General features: G+C 61.6%; 16 protein-coding genes. 13 read left to right on the plus strand and 3 right to left on the minus strand.

Annotation, left to right across the window (positions count from 1 at the left end):
- Window positions 1-110: 110 nt before the first annotated feature.
- Window positions 111-878: a helix-turn-helix transcriptional regulator gene (locus VLA07_RS26635; RefSeq protein ID WP_333992552.1), complete on the minus strand. Its 768-nt coding sequence runs from the start codon at window positions 876-878 to the stop codon at window positions 111-113.
- Between the two features lie 838 nt (window positions 879-1,716).
- Here VLA07_RS26635 and ycaC point away from each other — a divergent pair.
- From ycaC to VLA07_RS26695, 12 genes are all read left to right on the plus strand, one after another.
- Window positions 1,717-2,349, plus strand: coding sequence for an isochorismate family cysteine hydrolase YcaC (gene ycaC / locus VLA07_RS26640; RefSeq protein ID WP_007966399.1), 633 nt, complete (start codon window positions 1,717-1,719; stop codon window positions 2,347-2,349).
- 201 nt (window positions 2,350-2,550) lie between these two features.
- Window positions 2,551-3,486, plus strand: a complete 936-nt coding sequence (locus tag VLA07_RS26645; protein WP_333992555.1) for a Gfo/Idh/MocA family protein — start codon at window positions 2,551-2,553, stop codon at window positions 3,484-3,486.
- Between the two features lie 215 nt (window positions 3,487-3,701).
- Window positions 3,702-4,754 (plus strand): isopenicillin N synthase family dioxygenase, encoded by a 1,053-nt coding sequence (locus VLA07_RS26650; RefSeq protein WP_333992557.1) that lies wholly within the window; start codon window positions 3,702-3,704, stop codon window positions 4,752-4,754.
- 27 nt (window positions 4,755-4,781) lie between these two features.
- Window positions 4,782-5,591, plus strand: coding sequence for a MetQ/NlpA family ABC transporter substrate-binding protein (locus tag VLA07_RS26655; RefSeq protein ID WP_333992559.1), 810 nt, complete (start codon window positions 4,782-4,784; stop codon window positions 5,589-5,591).
- The gene (locus tag VLA07_RS26660) at window positions 5,588-6,388 is read left to right on the plus strand and encodes a methionine ABC transporter ATP-binding protein (protein ID WP_333992561.1); all 801 of its coding nucleotides are present in this window, start codon (window positions 5,588-5,590) and stop codon (window positions 6,386-6,388) included. The genes VLA07_RS26655 and VLA07_RS26660 overlap by 4 nt, the downstream gene beginning before the upstream one ends.
- Window positions 6,385-7,056 (plus strand): methionine ABC transporter permease, encoded by a 672-nt coding sequence (locus VLA07_RS26665; protein WP_442969559.1) that lies wholly within the window; start codon window positions 6,385-6,387, stop codon window positions 7,054-7,056. The genes VLA07_RS26660 and VLA07_RS26665 overlap by 4 nt, the downstream gene beginning before the upstream one ends.
- A gap of 8 nt (window positions 7,057-7,064) precedes the next feature.
- Window positions 7,065-8,615, plus strand: coding sequence for a sugar ABC transporter ATP-binding protein (locus tag VLA07_RS26670; protein ID WP_333992563.1), 1,551 nt, complete (start codon window positions 7,065-7,067; stop codon window positions 8,613-8,615).
- The gene (locus tag VLA07_RS26675) at window positions 8,608-9,633 is read left to right on the plus strand and encodes an ABC transporter permease (RefSeq protein ID WP_330206842.1); all 1,026 of its coding nucleotides are present in this window, start codon (window positions 8,608-8,610) and stop codon (window positions 9,631-9,633) included. The genes VLA07_RS26670 and VLA07_RS26675 overlap by 8 nt, the downstream gene beginning before the upstream one ends.
- Window positions 9,634-9,664: 31 nt before the next feature.
- On the plus strand, window positions 9,665-10,720 hold the full coding sequence (locus tag VLA07_RS26680) for a substrate-binding domain-containing protein (protein WP_333992565.1): 1,056 nt from the start codon (window positions 9,665-9,667) through the stop codon (window positions 10,718-10,720).
- Window positions 10,721-10,788: 68 nt separating this feature from the next.
- Entirely contained in the window at window positions 10,789-11,454 is a 666-nt protein-coding gene (locus VLA07_RS26685) for a sulfite oxidase-like oxidoreductase (protein ID WP_333992567.1), read from the plus strand.
- 674 nt (window positions 11,455-12,128) lie between these two features.
- Complete coding sequence (locus tag VLA07_RS26690; RefSeq protein ID WP_333992568.1) at window positions 12,129-14,516, plus strand: TonB-dependent receptor plug domain-containing protein; 2,388 nt, start codon at window positions 12,129-12,131, stop codon at window positions 14,514-14,516.
- 41 nt (window positions 14,517-14,557) lie between these two features.
- Window positions 14,558-15,922 (plus strand): APC family permease, encoded by a 1,365-nt coding sequence (locus VLA07_RS26695; protein WP_333992569.1) that lies wholly within the window; start codon window positions 14,558-14,560, stop codon window positions 15,920-15,922.
- Here the strand turns inward: VLA07_RS26695 and VLA07_RS26700 are convergent.
- Window positions 15,919-16,380 (minus strand): DUF3574 domain-containing protein, encoded by a 462-nt coding sequence (locus tag VLA07_RS26700; RefSeq protein ID WP_333992570.1) that lies wholly within the window; start codon window positions 16,378-16,380, stop codon window positions 15,919-15,921. The genes VLA07_RS26695 and VLA07_RS26700 overlap by 4 nt on opposite strands.
- Window positions 16,381-16,992: 612 nt before the next feature.
- Window positions 16,993-17,904, minus strand: coding sequence for an AraC family transcriptional regulator (locus tag VLA07_RS26705; protein WP_333992572.1), 912 nt, complete (start codon window positions 17,902-17,904; stop codon window positions 16,993-16,995).
- 103 nt (window positions 17,905-18,007) lie between these two features.
- Between VLA07_RS26705 and VLA07_RS26710 the strand changes: the two genes are divergently transcribed.
- The gene (locus VLA07_RS26710) at window positions 18,008-18,553 is read left to right on the plus strand and encodes a carboxymuconolactone decarboxylase family protein (protein WP_047599763.1); all 546 of its coding nucleotides are present in this window, start codon (window positions 18,008-18,010) and stop codon (window positions 18,551-18,553) included.
- Window positions 18,554-18,578: the final 25 nt, after the last annotated feature.

Here is an 18,578-nt window from a genome sequence, read left to right on the forward strand (position 1 = left end):
CAAGCCCGCTCCCACAGTTTTAGCCGGGTGTTGCTGTAACCATCGGCTCAGCGCATTTCGATGTGGGAGCGGGCTTGCTCGCAGCGGCAGTTCCTGTAGATCGGGCACCATCAAGCGGCGTGGGGTGAACCGGGCAGGGTGGCGGTATGTTCAGGCGAATACATCCAGCGCATCAACGAATGCCGGCCGCTGATCCCCAGCTTGATCGCGGCGCGCTTGAGGTAGCTTTCCACCGTGTTGACCTTCAACTGCAACTGTTCGGCCAGCTCCGGTGCGGTACGCCCGGCGAGCAGGCCGATGCACACTTCGGTTTCGCGATTGGACAGGCTCAGGCCCAGTTGCTGCAAACGCTCGTTGAAGCGTAGCCGCAGGTTTTCCAGGCCCTGTTGCGCGCCGTCCGCGCCGGGCGACGGGTCTTCGGTGTTGGCCTGCTGGGGTTGCAGGGCGTGAATGTGTTTTTCCAGCATCGGCAACAGCACCGGAGATATGTCCTGCAACAAACTCTGCTCCTGAGCCGAGAAGCGCCGCGACTGGTCGTTGCGATACACCGAAATCACGTAGCGGTAGCCGTCCTTGCGCCGGGTCAGGTGCAGCTGCGAGGCATCGGCGCTGGCCGCGTCTGGCGTGTCCATCGGCTCGCTCGAGCGTGCGGCAATCTGTTCGCAGAATACCGTTTCAGCCTGCTGGGCCGAGTCTTTGCCGGTTTCCGGCGGGTGGCGATGGGCGGGGCGGCCCACCGGCTCGACGCGCATCTGGCGAATGTGTGTGGCGTCCACCGCCAGTTGTGTCTGGATCAGGTCATGCAGCATCCGCGGAAAATGCCGGCTGCCGGTGCTCGCAATGACTTTACCGATGTGGGGAAACAGGTGTGAATTCATAAACATCATCCATGAGTTGCAGGTGAAACAGTCCCATTCCTGACCTGCGTCGAGCATGTTCCCTGGTCGGCGCAAATGTCAGGATGTGGATCCTATCCTAGTACAACGTTTGAAAGACGGTTTAATGAAGGTGTTATTAGCTCATAACTTCATCCACAGGATTGTGAGGTGAACCCAGGAATGGCGGCCTGTCGAGATCATTGTGGGAGCGGGCTTGCTCGCGAAAGCGTTGCGTCAGTCATTTGAGATGTTGCCCGGAATGACCCCTTCGCGAGCAAGCCCGCTCCCACAGGGTTATGCGGTGCACTCAGGAATGACGGCCGGTCGAGATCCAGTGTGGGAGCGGGGGTGCCCGCGAAAGAGGTGGGTCAGACAGTTGGGACTTTGTCTGGAACGGACCCCTCGTGGGCAAGCCCGCTCCCCCACTGGATCTCGACAGGCCGTCATTCCTGGGTGCGCCCCATAACCCTGTGGGAGCGGGCTTGCCCGCGAAAGCGGTGTGTCAGCCATTTGAGATGTTGCCTGGAATGAACCCTTCGCGGGCAAGCCCGCTCCCACAGGGTTATGGGGCACCGCCTACCCGCAAGGCCTCAACTTGATTGGCGCAACGGTGGAGAGGGTCCTGAACCGGGCACCGTACAGTTTGATGATCGCCAAACCAATTCCCGAGGCGGATTGAGTTGGAGGCTGGCAAGCCTGTGTTGTGTCGCCAGGATTGTCCGTTATGAGTTGACAGTGAAACGCTTTTCAACCGATTTATCCGTTCAGGCGGTATCCGTAATCTGTGCCCATGTTCAACGCAACGCCCACTACCTCAACCAAGAAAAGGGATTCAAACATGAGCACTGCAACCTACAACCGCCTGAACAAAGACGACGCCGTAGTCCTGCTGGTCGACCACCAGACCGGTCTGATTTCTCTGGTTCAGGACTTCTCGCCGAACGAGTTCAAGAACAACGTCCTGGCCTTGGCCGACCTGGCAAAATTCTTCAACCTGCCGACCATTCTCACCACCAGTTTCGAACAAGGCCCCAACGGCCCGCTGGTCCCGGAACTGAAGGAAATGTTCCCGGACGCGCCGTACATCGCCCGCCCAGGCCAGATCAACGCCTGGGACAACGAAGACTTCGTCAAGGCGATCAAGGCCACCGGCCGCAAACAGATCATCATCGCCGGTGTCGTTACCGACGTCTGCGTCGCGTTCCCGACCCTGTCGGCACTGGCCGAAGGCTTCGACGTCTTCGTCGTCACCGACGCCTCCGGCACCTTCAACACCACCGTCCAGCAAGCCGCCTGGAGCCGCATGACCCAGGCCGGCGCACAAATGATGAACTGGTTCTCGGTCGCCTGTGAGCTGCACCGCGACTGGCGCAACGACATCGAAGGACTGGGCAATCTACTGTCGCAGCGGATTCCGAACTACCGGAACCTGATGAACAGTTACTCGGCGTTGACCGCGCAGCAGAAGTGATTGCAGCGTTGTGAACGTGAAAGCCTGCCCTGAAAAGCAGGCTTTCTTTGTTTGCGCCGCTGCATCAGCGTTATTACCCGGCGCGGTGAAGTGAGCGCTGGCCTCTACAGTTTTTTGATCAGACTCAGCTGGGTATTCCCAGACGTTTACGGCTAATCTGCGCACTCGCTGACGACAACAAGACAAAAACAGGAGTCACTGATGCAACCGATCCGTCTCGGTCTGGTGGGCTACGGCAAGATTGCCCAGGATCAACATGTGCCGGCGATCAACGCCAATCCCGGATTTCGTCTGGTGGCGGTCGCCACGCAAGGTAAACCCTGTGCCGGGGTGGAGAACTTTCACTCGTTGAGCGAGTTGCTGGAAAACGGCCCCGAGGTGGATGCGATTGCGTTTTGTACGCCGCCGCAAGGTCGGTTCGCCCTGGTGCAGCAGGCGCTGGCCGCCGGCAAACATGTGTTGGTGGAAAAACCGCCGTGCGCCACGCTGGGCGAGGCGCTGGCCTTGGTCAGTCAAGCGCAGCAACAGGGTGTCAGTGCGTTGTTCGCCTGGCATTCGCGCTACGCCCCCGGTATCGAAGCCGCCCGCGACTGGCTCGCCAGCCGCACGTTGCAAAGCGTGCAGATCGACTGGAAAGAAGACGTGCGCAAGTGGCATCCCGGGCAGACGTGGATCTGGCAACCCGGTGGTCTGGGCGTTTTCGATCCGGGCATCAATGCCTTGTCGATTGTCACCCATTTGTTGGCGCAGCCACTGTTTGTCGAATCCGCCGAACTGCGCGTACCGGACAACTGCCAGTCGCCGATTGCCGCGTCGATCAAGATGTCCGATGCGCACAGTCTCGACGTGCAGGCCGAGTTCGATTTCGACCACGGTCACGACGAACTCTGGAGCATCGAGATTCGCTGCGCCGAAGGGGTGCTGCGCCTGGACAACGGCGGGGCGCTGCTGAGCATCGACGGCGTGCGCCAAGTGGTGTCGGAAGAGGGCGAGTACACCGCGGTGTATCGACACTTCCGGCAACTGATTGGCGATCGGGCCAGCGACGTCGATCTGCAGCCACTGCGGCTGGTGGCTGACAGTTTCTTTGTCGGCAGCCGGGTGGCAGTCGAACCGTTTTATGACCCGGCACGTTGATCAGTTGAAGCGGGAGAGCTGTCGCGTGATGACAGCGAACTTGAGCGTCAGGCCTAAGCTAATGCAAAAAGGGTATTTGTTCGTGGTTTTTAAGATCGTTTAGTTTTGTCTCACCACGAATCAAACGCATCAAACCGATAGACCCCCGATTGCCATGACGGCACACGCTGAATCGATCAAAGGCTCTTCAGGTTTGGTTCACACGGGAGTGAATCATGCCGCATACCCTCGATATCACTACGCTGCCGACGCTGGACCTTTCGTTGTTCGAAGGCACCGCGCAACAGCGTTATGAATTTCTTGAAAACCTGCGTCACGCCGCGCGTGACGTCGGCTTTTTCTATCTCACCGGCCATGGCATCGACAGCCACCTGCTCAAGCAGGTGCAGGATCACGCCCGGCAGTTCTTCGCCTTGTCCGAGCACGAAAAAAACGCCGTCGGCATGATCAATTCGCCGCATTTTCGCGGGTACAACCGTGCCGCTTCCGAGATCACCCGTGGTCAACCCGACTGGCGTGAACAGTTCGATCTCGGCGCCGAGCGCGAAGCGTTGCCGCTGGACGCGGACAGTCCGTTGTGGGCTCGGTTGCAGGGGCCCAACCAATGGCCGGCGGCGCTGCCAGAACTAAAACCGCTGCTGCTCGAATGGCAACAGGCGATGACGCGCATGGCGTTGCGTCTGCTGCGTGCCTTTGCCCAGGCGCTGTCGCTGCGGGCGGACGCGTTCGATCAGTTGTACGGCGACAAGCCCAACGAACACATCAAGTTGATGCGCTATCCAGGCCAGGCCGCCAGCGCGAGCCAGCAGGGCGTCGGCGCGCACAAGGATTCCGGGTTCCTCAGCTTTCTCCTGCAAGACCAGCAGGCCGGGTTGCAAGTGGAGGTCGAGGAGGGGCGCTGGATCGATGCGCTGCCCCGCGACAACACGCTGGTGGTGAACATCGGCGAACTGCTGGAGCTGGCCACCAACGGCTATCTGCGCGCCACGGTGCATCGGGTGGTGTCGCCGCCCGCAGGCAGCGAACGCTTGTCCATCGCCTTCTTCCTCGGCGCGCAACTCGATGCCGTGGTGCCGCTGTATCCGTTGCCCACCACGCTGCTGCGCGAAGCGCGTGGCCCGGCGAGTGATCCGCTCAATCCGTTGTTTCGCGATGTCGGCTGGAACTACCTCAAGGGTCGGTTGCGTTCGCACCCCGACGTCGCCCGGCGCTTCTATGCCGACGCGCTGATGCCCGCCGCACCGGCTCGTAAAACCGCCAACGCCTGATTCATCACTCGCTCAAGGACTCCGCACATGTTGAAGAAAGCAGGTTTGACCCTGGCCGTGCTCAGCGCGCTGGTGACTTCGTTCGGCGCGCAGGCACTGGAGCCGTTGCGGGTGGCGGCCGACCCGGTGCCCCACGCGCAGATTCTCGCGTACATCCAGACAATCGATCCGCAACTCAAGCTCAAGGTCATCGAGATTCCCAACGGCGTGAACTCCAACGAGCTGTTGGTGCATGGCGATGTCGATGCCAATTACTTCCAGCATCTGCCGTACCTGAAATCCCAGGAACAAGCGCTGGGGCAGAAACTCGCGGTGGCCGCCACGGTGCATATCGAGCCGCTGGGCATCTATTCGCGCCGGCACAAAAGCTTCGCCGAGGTGCCGGAAAAAGGCACCGTCGCCGTGCCCAACAACGTCACCAACCTGAGCCGTGCGCTGTACCTGTTGCAGGACAACGGCCTGATCAAACTCAAGCCCGGCTTCAAGGATCCGGCAGCCGATCAGGCCACACCCAAGGACATCGCCGAGAACCCGAAACAGCTGAAGATCCTTGAGATCGAATCGCCGCAAATTCCTCGGGCGCTGGACGACGTCGACCTTGCGGTGATCAACGGCAACTACGCGCTGGAAGCCGGACTGGTGCCGGCCCAGGATGCGCTGGGGCTGGAGAAGGCCGAGCACAATCCGTACGCCAACATTCTGGTGACCACGCCGACACTGCAGAACGATCCGCGCATTGCGCAACTGGCCAAAGACCTGACCTCGCCGCAAGTGGCGAAATACATCACCGATAACTTCAAGGGGTCGGTGATTCCGGTGGAGGATGGCAAGCCATGATCGTCGTCGAGCAGTTGAGCAAGACCTACCCGTCGGCGCCGGCACCAGCACTGGATCAGGTGTCGCTGAGTATTCCCGACGGCGCGATCTACGGCATTCTCGGGCGCAGCGGCGCAGGCAAGTCGACCCTGTTGCGTTGTCTCAATCTGCTCGAACGCCCGGACAGCGGGCAAATTCTCATCGACGGCGTGGACCTGCTGACGCTGTCTGCCAGCGACCTGCGCCGCCAGCGGCAGCGCATCGGCATGATTTTCCAGGGCTTCAATCTGCTGCACTCGCGTACCGTCTTCGACAACATCGCCGTGCCGCTGGAAATCGCCAACGTCGGCAAACCGTGGCGCCATGTGCGGGTGCGCGAACTGCTGGAACTGGTCGGTTTGACGGACAAGGCGCAAGCCTTTCCCTCGCAGTTGTCCGGTGGGCAAAAACAACGGGTGGGGATCGCCCGCGCGCTGGCTGCCGAGCCTGCGTATCTGCTGTCGGACGAAGCCACCAGTGCGCTGGATCCGCAAACCACGGCGTCGATTCTTGAGCTGCTGCGCGACATCAATCGGCAACTGGGCGTGACCATAGTGCTGATCACCCATGAGCTGGAGGTGGTCAAGTCGATCTGCGATCACGCGGCGTTGATGGCGGACGGGCGCCTGGTCGAGGCCGGCCCGGTGCCGCGATTGCTCGCCGATGCGCAATCGAGTCTCGGCACTTCGTTGCGTCCGACCTGCGGCCTGCCCCTGGGCCACGACATCCCCGGGCTCAGCTTCCTCAAGCAATACGGCGTGCGGGCGGTTCAGTCATGAACCGCACGATCAACTGGAATGAAATCCTGCAACTGCTGTTCAACGCCACCGGCGAAACCCTGTACATGGTCTTGCTTGCCGGGTTGTTCACGCTGCTGATCGGTTTGCCGCTCGGGGTGTTGCTGTTTGTCAGTCGCCGCGACGGACTGTGGCCGCTGCCACGGCTCAATGCCGCGCTGGGTTCGCTGGTCAATCTGGGGCGTTCGCTGCCGTTTGTGGTGATGTTGATTGCGCTGATTCCGCTGACCCGTCTGCTGGTTGGTACGACGCTGGGCAGCACCGCTGCGGTAGTGCCGATCACCATTGGCGCGTTTCCGTTTTTTGCGCGAATCGTCGAGAACGCGCTGGATGAAGTCGACAAGGGCCGCATCGAAGCGATCCTCGCCATGGGCGGCGATATCCGTCATGTGATTTTCAAAGTGCTGCTGCCCGAAGCGCTGCCCGCGTTGCTGGCGGGGATCACTCTGACGCTGGTGATGCTGATCGGTTTTTCATCCATGGCCGGGGTGATTGGCGGTGGCGGCCTTGGCGATCTGGCGATCCGTTACGGCTATCAGCGTTTCAACAATGAAGTGATGGTCGCCACCGTGGTGGTGCTGGTCATTCTGGTGCAGGGCGTGCAGAGCCTGGGCGACCGGCTGGTGCGTTCGCTGGCCCATCGGCGTTAAGGAATCTTATGAGTGTCGTCGTGGCCCGCGCGCCGCTGATACAGGTGCGTGAACTGAGCAAGAGCTTCGGCTCGAACCGCGCACTGGATCGCGTCAGCCTGCAGATTCATCCCGCCGAAGTGGTGGCGTTGCTCGGTGCCAACGGTGCCGGCAAATCGACGCTGGTGAAAATTCTCGCCGGCAGCCAGCGCGCCGATGACGGCGAGATTTACATCGACGGTCAGCCCCGGCAATTCAGCTCGCCGCTGTCGGCCCGTCGGGTCGGGATTGTCGCGGTGCATCAGCAGATCAACGAGGGCATCGCGCCCGGTTTGAGCGTGGCGGAAAATCTGCTGCTCGATGAGTTGTGCAAGCCCGACGCAGACTTCTGGCTCAATCGCCAACGCCTGCTGGAGCGCGCCGCCAATATCGCCGCCGGGCTGGGACTGGTGCTGCCGCTGGAGCAGCCGATTGAACACCTGGGTCAGGCCGAACGGCAATTGGTGGTGCTGGCCCGGGCCTTTGCCTTGCAGCCGCGCCTGCTGATTCTCGATGAGCCGACCGCAGCCTTGTCGGATGCCGAGGCGCAACGGCTGTTCGGTCTGATCGACACCCTGCGCAGCCGGGGTGTGGCGATTCTGTACATCTCTCATCGCTTGTCCGATCTGCAACGGGTGGCGGACCGCGCCATTGTCCTGCGCGACGGGCGACTGGCCGGAGAGTTCAGTGCGCGGCAGTTGCCCGAGGCGGTGCACGCCATGCTCGGGCAGGCGCTGGACGGGCATGTCTACACGCCCGGCAGCGTGGGGCAAAAAGTATTGGGTGCGCGAGGTTTGCAGATTTTGCCGCGCTCCAGGCGTTTCGATTTCGACCTGCACCAAGGCGAAGTGGTGGTACTGACCGGGCTGCTCGGCGCTGGCAAAAGCGAGATCGCCGAAGTGCTGTTCGGCTTGCGCAAAGCCGTGGCTGGCAGCCTGCAACTGGACGGCATGGACTGGCTGCCGGGTTCGCCAAGGGCGGCGATTCGCAGCGGTGTGTTTCTCGCGGCGGAGGATCGCGCCAGTCAGTCGCTGGTGCCCGACTTTTCCCTGCGCCGCACACTGACCTTGCCGTTTCTGGAGCGCTTCACCCGTGCCGGTTTCATTCGCAACCGCGCCGAAGCCGCAGCGGTCGAGGCGCAAGTCGCGGCGCTGGGGATCAAGACCGCCGGCATCGAGGTGCCGATGAGTGCGCTGTCCGGCGGCAATCAACAGAAGGTCGTGCTTGGCCGCTGGCTGCTCGGAGAAGGGCGGGTGTTGATCCTCGACGAGCCGTTTCAGGGGGTCGACGTGCGCGCCCGCCGCGAGATCGGCCAACTGCTGCGCGACAGTGCCGGCGGCCGCGCGACCCTGGTGATTTGCGCCGATGTCGACGAAGCCCTGGAAATCGCCGACCGCATTCTGTTGGTGCGCGATCACGCGGTGGTCGCCGAATACCCGCGCGCCAGCCTTGAACGCGCGACCCTGGTCGCCGCGCTGGCCGGCAGCGACGCTAGCGAAAATCCCTTTCACGCCACGCCAAGGAGCAGAGCGAGTGCCTGATTCGAGTTCACTGTTGTCGTCCGCTACGGCACCCGCCGAGCGCCTGCTGCAAGCGCTGATCCGCTACGGCCTGTTGTGGCTGCTGGCGCTGATCGTGGTGTTTTTCAGTGTCGCGGAGCCGGCGTTTTTGCGCGTCGGCAATCTGTTCAGCATCTTGCAGTCGGTGTCGATCGTCGCGCTGCTGGCCCTTGGCGTGACGCTGACCATGGCCGTCGGCGGACTTGATCTGTCGATTGGGGCGGTGGCGGCGATGAGCCTGATGATCGCCAGTTACGTGATGGTGGTGCTCGGTTGGGGCGCGGTGCCGGCGGTGCTGATCAGTCTGGCCGGTGGCGCACTGGTCGGGCTGCTCAATGGCTGGCTGATCGTCAAGCTGCGGGTGCCGGACATTCTCGCGACGCTGGGCAGCATGTTTCTGGTGATCGGCGTGCAACTGATTCCCACGGGCGGACGCTCGATTGCGGTGGGCATGACCTTGCCCAGTGGCGTGGAAACCGAAGGCACGTTCAGTACGGCGTTTCTCGCCCTCGGCCGCGGACGCTTGTGGGACGTGGTGCCGGTGCCGGTGTTGATTACTGCGCTGGTGGCGCTGGCGGTGTGGCTGTTTCTCGAGCGTACGCGCATCGGCCGGTTGTTTTATGCGATTGGCGGCAACGAGCAGGCGGCGCGATTGGCAGGCGCGCCGGTACAGCGCTTGAAGTTGCTCGCTTACGTGTTGTCGGCATTGCTCGCTTCACTTGGCGGGTTGCTGTTGGCGGCGCGCCTGGGCCGGGGTGATGTCAGCTCCGGCAACGGTCTGGTGCTCGACGCCCTCGGCGCGGCGCTAATCGGTTTTGCCGTGCTCGGAGCGAAGAAGCCCAATGCGTTCGGCACGTTGGTCGGCGCACTGTTGGTGGCGTCGCTGCTCAATGGCCTGACCATGCTCAACGCGCCGTACTACGCGCAGGATTTCGTCAAGGGACTGGTGCTGGTGCTGGCCCTGATGTTCACCTTCGGCCTCGCGCATCGGGCGCGCTGAGCCGGTTCATTTGTCGCTGCAAGGAAGATGTATGCACGGTTCAATCAAGCAGTTCGCACGCCATTGCCTCGCCGGCGCGGTGCTCTCGGCATTGGCTTTGAGTGCTCAGGCCAAGGCATTGCCAGGTGCTCCGGCGCCGTTCGATAAAGGTCAGGTGCAGATCGCGCTGGTCGGCTATCTGTTTTCCGGGGACTTTCCCGAGGCGTATCTGCGCGGCGTGGAGAAACAGACCGAGGCGCTGGGGGCCAATCTGCGGGTGTTCGATGCGCGGCAGCAGGCGGCGAGTCAGGGCGAGATGATTGATCAGGCGATCGACCTCGGGGTCGACGGGATCATCGTGCAACTGGGCCTGGCGGAAACCCTCAAGGGACCGATTGACCGGGCGATCGCCAAAGGCATCAAGGTGGTGGCGTTCGACGTTGACCTGAACAGCCCGCAAGTGACTCAGGTCGAGCAGGATCACCATGCACTGGCGCGACTGGCGCTGGATCAGGCGATGAAGGACAACGGCACGCGGTTCGATGCCGGTTACGTGTACATCAGCGGCTTCACCCCGATGGAGCGCCGCGACGAGATCTGGAGTCAGGTGAAACAGGCCAATCCGGGCATCATCGAGAAGGCGCGTTTCGGCACGCTCAACCCGCCGATTGCCAACTCGGTGGCGGATCAGGCCAGCGCGGTGTTGCGCGCCAATCCGGATATCAGCGTGATCTTCGCGCCGTTCGACGAGTTCGCCAAAGGCGCGAAAATCGCCGTCGATGAGGCCGGTCTGGGGCGCAAGGTGAAGATCTACAGCGCCGACATCTCCACCGCCGACATCCAGATCATGAAAGAACCTGACAGCGCCTGGGCGGCGACCGCAGCGGTCAATCCGCAAGTGGCGGGGGCGATCAGCGTGCGCAGTCTGGCGATGTTGATTGCCGGCGAAAATCCGGGGCATCAGGTGTTGGTGCCACCGACCCTGATCACACGCCAACAGTTGCTCGATCTGGACGTGAAAAACGTCCGCGACCTGGCGCAGAAACTCCCGGCGTTCGGTGATAGCGCCAACGTGGCGCGGGCCGAGTGGATTCCTGTGGCGAACTGAATGCAGCGGTTCTCACCGGGTGATGCGCTGTATGCGCGGCAGGCATCCTGACGCGCTTGGGAGTGAATATGCACAACAAAGCCATGCGCTTGCGCAACAGCCGCGCACCCAAGGCTGACCCGGCGTTCGGTCAACGTTTGCCGCCGGGGCAGGTGTTGACCGAGCGGTTCCCGATTCTCCACGAAGGCACGGTGCCGGAGTATGAATTGGCAACCTGGTCACTGCGCCTGTTCGGCAAGGTCGGGCGTGGCGTCGAGTTGAGTTTTGCCGACCTGCAAAGGTTGCCGCAGCGCGAGTTGCAATGTGACATTCATTGCGTGACACGCTGGTCGAAGTTCGACACGCAGTGGAGCGGGGTACATCTGCAGGATTTGCTGAGCGAGCTCGATATCCAGCCCGCTTCACGTTTTGTCATGGCCCACGCCGATCACGATTACCAGACCAACCTGTTGCTGGACGACCTGCTGCACCCGGACAGCCTGCTCGCCACCCATTACGCCGGCCAACCCTTGACCGCCCAGCACGGCTGGCCGCTGCGGCTGGTGGTCGCCGGGCGCTACTTCTGGAAAAGCGCCAAATGGCTGCGCGGCCTGGAGTTTGTCGACGAAGAACAACCCGGTTTCTGGGAACGCAACGGCTTTCACCTGCACGCCGATCCGTTTGCGGAGCAACGCTTCAGTGCGCAGGCCCTGGACATTGCCGCGGATGCCTGGCTGGAAAAGGAATTCGACTAAAGGTTTGCGCATGTTTGCAGTCAACATCTCGGGTGACTGATCGACCGCTTTCGCGAGCAGGCTCGCTCCCACACTGGATTTCAGTCGGGAGTAAAAAGTCAGCTCGCTCCAATAAAAACTGTGGGAGCGAGCTTGCTCGCGAAGAGGCCAGCCCAGTCGATATTTTTGGTGACTGAACGCTAGCTTTCGCGAGCAAGCCCGCTCCCACATTGGATCTGCGGTGGATGAAGGCAATGTGTTCACCCCGATCAACCTGTAGGAGTGAGCCTGCTCGCGATGAGGGTAGAACATTCAACTTCTTCAGTGGCTGATACACCGCTATCGCGAGCAGGCTCACTGCTACAAAAGATCTTTGTCTGATCTCGAGTTAGTGGGTGTTAGTTAGGGTTTAAGTGTTTGCCCAGCAACACTTGTGTTGCTCTAAAAACAAATAATCCGCCCGATCTAACCTAAGTGTTATTGGTTCTTTTACGGCGGGCCTCCACCCGTCTAGCATCGGTGCTCAAGGGGAAACAACTAACTTTGGGGATTCTGCGCTTCACTCACTCATCACGTTAAAAAGCCTTCACCGCCTTCCTGATTTCTAAAACTACAGCAGACATTGCCGTGCATTGATTGCCGACCCTTTATTGTCGGCAACGGCCGGGTATTAGCTGCGATAAAGGAGCTGTCACATGTATCAGCGTTCCCGTTCATTACTGGCCATCGCGGTGGTCGGTGCGATCTGGCAAGTTCCGGCGCAAGCCGAAGACACTTCCACCCGCGTTGACGATGACACACGGCTGGGTACCGTGCTGGTCACTGGCACCCGTGGCACTGCTCGCACGGTTCTGGATTCTCCAGTGCCGGTGGACGTGTTGACCGCCGCCGATCTCAAGTCCACCGGCGCGGCCGACGGTGAACTGGGCCAGGCGCTGCAAACGTTGCTGCCATCGTTCAGCATGCCGCGTCAGTCCAACTCCGGTGGCGCCGACCACGTGCGCGCCGCACAGCTGCGCGGCATGAGCCCGGATCAGGTGCTGGTGCTGGTCAACGGCAAGCGTCGTCACACTTCAGCGGTGGTCAACGACTCGTCGAAAATCGGTCGCGGTACGGCGCCGGTGGACTTCAACTCGATCCCCATCAGCGCGATCAAACGCATCGAAGTGCTGCGCGACGGCGCCGGGGCGCAGTACGGTTCCGACGCGATTGCCGGGGTGATCAACATCATCCTCGACGACGCGCCCGAGGGCGGGGAAGTGTCCACCAGTTACGGCGCGTTTCACACCCATCAGGACGCCATCGGCAGAACCACCACCGACGGCCAGAACAGCGTGACCACCGCGAAGATCGGCACGCGCCTGGGAGAAGAGGGCGGGTTCATTCGCGGCGGCACCGAGTACAAAAATCGCAACCCGACCAACCGCGCCGGTTTCGACGGTTTTGCCGATACCCCGGACCAGCGCAACTACGTGATGGGCGACGGCCTGGCGCGCGACGTCAACCTGTGGTTCAACAGCGAGCTGCCGCTGGCCGGCGGCAAAGCCTACAGCTTCGGCACTTACAACCAGCGCCACACCACCGGCGCCGAATTCTATCGCTACCCCTACGAGCAGCCGCAGTTCTATCCCAACGGCTACCTGCCGCAGTCGCTGGGCGACAACAAGGACATTTCCGCCACCGCCGGCTTCAAGGGCATGATCGGCGAAAACTGGGATTTTGACAGCAGCGTCACCCATGGCCGTAACCGCTTCGACGGATCCACCCGCCGCACCCTTAACGTCAGCCTCGGCGAGGACTCGCCGACGAAATTCGACACCGGCGATTACGAGCTGCGCCAGACCACCACCAACCTCGATTTCAGTCGCGAGCTGCGCTTGGGCGGACGCTCGTTCGTGCTGGCGCTGGGCGGCGAATATCGCTACGAAAACTACCTGACCTACGCCGGTGACGAGGCCTCCTACATTGGCTCCGGCGCTGATGGCGCCAACGGCCTGCGCCCCAGCGAAGAGTCGGACCTGGACCGCAACGTGTTTGCGACCTACGCCGAATTGTCGGGCGATCTCACCGAGCGCTTCTTCGTCGACGCCGCCACCCGCTGGGAACATTACGACGATGCCGGCAGCAAACTCACCGGCAAGCTCAGCGGTCGCTACAAACTGACCGAGCAGTGGGCGCTGCGCGGTGCGGTGTCGAACAACTTCCGCGCGCCGTCGCTGGCGCAGAGCGGGTTCCAGAACACCACCAGCAACTTTGGCGAAGGCGGCACGCTCACCGACATCCGTGTGCTTTCGGTCAACGATCCGATCGCCCGCGCGCTGGGAGCCGAGAAGCTCGATCCGGAGACCTCGAAGAACTTCAGTCTCGGCCTGACCTTCCAGCTCAACGAGCGCTTCGATGCCTCGCTCGATGTGTTCCGCATCGACGTCAAGGACCGCATCACCCTGTCGCAGCGCATCGGCAGCGACGCCATGGAGCAATACATCAACGATAACTTCGGCGTGGCCGGGGTGCATGACGTCAACTTTTTCACCAACGCCGCCGACACCAGCACCCACGGTGCCGAGCTGGTGCTCAACTACCATCAGCCGCTGTATGAAGGGCAACTGGGCCTGACCACCGCGTACACCTACAACCACACCAAAGTCACCAGCACCAAAGGCACGCCTTCGCAACTGACGGCGTTGGGGATCGGCAACGATGCACTGGTCGGCGTTGAAGAAACCAACACCCTGACCGACGCTGCGCCCAAGGATCGTTTCGTGTTTTCCGCCAACTGGGCCAGCGAACACTGGGGCCTGCTCGGGCGTCTGACCCGTCAGGGCGAGACCACTCGCGTATTCGATTTCGGTGACTCGCAACCGGAGCAGACCTACGGCGCGGTGTGGCAACTGGACGCCGAGGTGACCTACAAATTTACCCCGAAATTCAGCGTCGCCCTGGGCGGTAACAACCTCACCGACAACTACCCGGAGCGCTCCGGCTCGGCGATCAATTACGGCGGCAACCTGCCGTATGACGTGCTGTCGCCGATCGGCACCAACGGCGCGTACTACTACGCCAGCGCCACCTACGGCTTCTGAGCCGATCCGCCACGGATGGCGGATCTTCTGCGGGACACTCAATGAATCACTCCAACGGCCCCAAGCGTCACCTGCCGGTAATGCAGGCGTTGCTGATCACGCTGGGCATGGTGATCACCACCGACATCCTCAAGACCGCGCCGACCGTGGCGTTGAACGTCGGGCCGGCCTGGTTCTACTGGGTCTGGGTGCTCGGCGGCCTGGCGTCGACGGCCGGGGCGTTGTGCTTTGCCGAAATGGCCACGGCATTTCCACATCCTGGCGGCGACTATCACTTTCTGCGCACGGCCTATGGCGAGCGCATGGGTTTCCTGTTCGCCTGGTCGCGTTTTTCGGTGATGCACACCGGCTGGATCGCCTTGTCGGCGTTCATGTTTGCCGACTACGTCAATGCCGTGGTGCCGCTCGGTCGGTACGGCTTGGGGCTGTTTGCTGGCGGGGTGATCGCCGCGATGGTTCTGCTCAATCTGACCGGCAAGCACATCGGTTTCATCACCCAGACCTTGTTGGTTGGCTTGTTGGCGCTGGGCTTTCTGAGCATCGCCAGCGCCGGGGTGTGGCTGGCGTGGCAGGGGATTGAAGCAGCGCCAGCGAGCGTTTCGGTTGCGCCGGAAAAAACCGGTATGGCCGGGTTTTCGACGGCGATGATTTTCGTGTTTCTGGCGTTCGGCGGCTGGAGCGATGCGGCGACCTTGTCGGCGGAAGTGCGCGATGGACGACGCGGAATCTTCATCGCCATGCTCGGTGCGCTGACGCTGCTGATGGCGATTTATCTGGCGCTGAACTGGGCGTTTGTGCGAGGCCTGGGATTCGCTGGACTGGCGGCGAGCAATGCACCGGCGGTGGAACTGTTGAACCGTGCATTCGGCGCGCCGGGGGTGCTGCTGATTCTGCTGATGGTGGGCATCGCGGCCATCGCTACCATCAACTCGACCTTGCTGGTCGGCGCCCGCACCACCTACGCCGCTGCCCGCGATGTGCCGCAGTTGCGTCGCTTCGGCGAGTGGCACGAACGCGACGGCGTCCCGCGCAAGGCCTTGCTGGCGGAGGGCGCGGTGGCATTGTTGCTGGTGCTGTTCGGCAGTTTCACCCAGAGCGGCTTCAACACCATGGTCGAGTACCTGACTCCGGTGTACTGGTTGTTTCTGAGCTTCAGCAGCCTGGCGCTGATCATTCTGCGCCGGCGTTTCCCTGAGGTGCCGAGGCCGGTGAGGGTGCCGTGGTATCCGCTGTTGCCGCTGCTGTTTTTCGGGTTGTGCCTGTACATGCTCTATTCGAGCGTGACGGTGGTGGGGTGGGGCGCATTTCTGGGGATTGGCGTGTTGCTGGTCGGCGCGCTGTTGCTGGCGGGATTGAGCCGCCTGGCGTCGACGCCTCGGCAAGCTCTCGGCCAGATCAGCGATTAGAACGATACTTCGGCAGGTTGCGACAGCCGCAGTACCGACAAGTCCCCGGTAATGCGTTTGTACGCCAGTCGAATTGCCTCGATGTTGCCGGCGTTCTGCGGATTGTTCTCGTGCAGGATCACGATCACCTTGGTGCTCAGCCGCTCTGGCTCCTTCGCCCCATGATCACGCCACTGCCCATAGGCATCGAACACGGTGAAACCGTCGGGAAACCGCGACGTCACTTCCTTGTCGAGAAACTCGCGCCAGCGCGCCGGACTGACCGCGCCTTCCTTGCCATCCACGGTGCCCACCGAGAAGTACAGCTCGGTGCGGATCCACTGCGCCTGCGCTGGACGCGTGGCGTCGCCTTGCAGGGTTGAACTGGTGGGGTCATGGGTGTGAACGGCGGCAGGCGGCGAGCTGGCACAACCGGCGACAGTGACGAACAGTGCGGCCAGTAACAGGCGTCTTTGCATGAAGCATCCCTTTTTATGAGTTGAGTACAGGGGCGCAATTATAGAGGGCGAGGTTAATAGCGATAAAAGATTAAAAAATGGTTTTGTGGTTGATTAGTGGAATAAGGAACGAACCAAGCCAGGATGCCAAATGTACCGCCGCCTTCGCGGGCAAGCCCGGCTCCCACAGGTCTCGTGGCGTGCACAAATCCCGTGATCCACACATCTCCCCTGTGGGAGCCGGGCTTGCCCGCGAAAGCGCCGGTTCAGTCAATAAAGATGTTGGATCTACCAACGCCCTCGCTGGCAGGCCAGCTCCCACAGGTTTGGTGGCGTGCACAAATCCCGCAATCAACACATCTCCCCAGGGGGAGTGGTCTTGCTCGTGAAAGCGCCGGTTCAGTCAATAAAGATGTTGGATCTACCAACGCCCTCGCTGGCAGGCCAGCTCCCACAGGTTTGGTGGCGTGCACAAATCCCGCAATCAACACATCTCCCCAGGTGGAGCGGGCTTGCTCGCGAAAGCGCCGGTTCAGTCAATAAAGATGTTGGATGTACCGCCGCCTTCGCGAGCAAGCCCGCTCCCACAGGTTCTCGGTGCTTTCCAGCAGCGACGGCGTACTAACGCGTCGCTCAGCGCCCCTCATGTTGCTTGCGATAAGCCCCCGGTTGCACCCCCACCGACTTGGCAAACGCCCGGGTAAATGCGGCGATCGACTGATAGCCCACGGCCGCGCACACCTGTTCCACCGTGTGATTGGCCCGCAGCAACTGGCGGGCATGCCGAATGCGCAACGCCAGCAATACCTGCCCCGGCGATTGCCCGGCCAGTTCGTTGAAGCGTTTGAAAAACGCCGAGCGCGACAGGCCAATACTTGCCGCCATGCTCTCCAGCGACCACGGCAATTGCGGTTGTTCGATCAACTGGTCCAGCAACGGCGCGAACTGCGGATTGCGCGCCAAAGCCACGAGGCCGCCGAGGCTCTGGTTGTCGGCCATCTGTTGGCGCAACACATACAAAAACAGCAGATGACTCAAGCGTTCGAGCAGCGCCGAGGAGGGCGCCGGCAAGCGTTCGCACTCTTGCAGGATCAACTCGAACAAGGCTCGCGCCGCGCTCGAAGAAGGATCGCCCGCGCGCAGGATGATCCAGTCCGGCAGGCCTTCGATGATCAGCGACGACAGCCCGGACTTGAAATGAAAGAACCCGCAGACCAGCCCGACGCCATCCTGTGCCTGACTATCGAGCGCGGTCATGGCCCTGCGCGGCAGCATTTGGGCGAGGGCCGGCTCTTCGGCGCTGGAGAGGCGGTAGTTCAGATCGCGCAGCAGAAATACCGCATCTCCGGCGTTCAACACTAACGACTGCTCCTGCCCGTCAATGTGCAGCCAGCAGCGGCCCTGCACGATCAAGTGAAAACTGGCGCGCGCCAGTCCGTGCGTACTTGCATGCCAGCCACCGCAATAGCGCCCGACGTGAAACAGGCTAGCATCGAGTTCGAGGCTTTCTAATAACCAATCAACCAGGGGGCTGGACGAAATCATCTAATGGAAACACTCAGGAGCAAGTAATCGCTACTTTAGAATATGGATCGAAATTTTTATAACCAACAGACTGGCCGGACACTCAACAGCAGGAGTCCACTCCATGTCGCGCGTCACTCTTCACACCGTGCAAAGCGCTCCCGAAGCCGCCAGACCGTTTCTGGAAAACGCTCAGAAGAACTCCGGATTCATTCCGAACCTGCTGGCCGTGCTGGCCAATGCCCCGGCCGCGCTGGAAACCTACGTTACGGTATCGGCGCTCAATGGCAAGTCCGAACTCAGCCTTGCCGAGCGCGAAGTGGTGCAACTGATTGCGGCCACCAACCATGGTTGCGATTTCTGTGTCGCAGGTCATACCGCCGTGGCGCTGAATAAGGCCAAACTGCCGCCGGAAGTGGTCAGTGCGCTGCGTGAGAAAGCCACCGTGCCCGTGGAAAAACTGGAAACCCTGGCCGCGTTTGCCCGCGAAGTGATTGCCACCCGGGGCAAGGTCAGCGACCAGACCTTCAACCAGTTCAAGGCTGCCGGCTACACCGAAGGCAATGCGCTGGAAGTGATCCTCGGCATCAGCCTGGCGACCCTGTGCAACTTCGCCAACGTGTTCGCCGACACGCCGCTCAACCCCGAGCTGGCGCCGTATCGCGCGTAATCGGCCAGCGCTTCAGGCTGCATCG

Source organism: Pseudomonas sp. S3(2024) (assembly GCF_036861315.1).
GTDB lineage: Bacteria > Pseudomonadota > Gammaproteobacteria > Pseudomonadales > Pseudomonadaceae > Aquipseudomonas > Aquipseudomonas putida_A.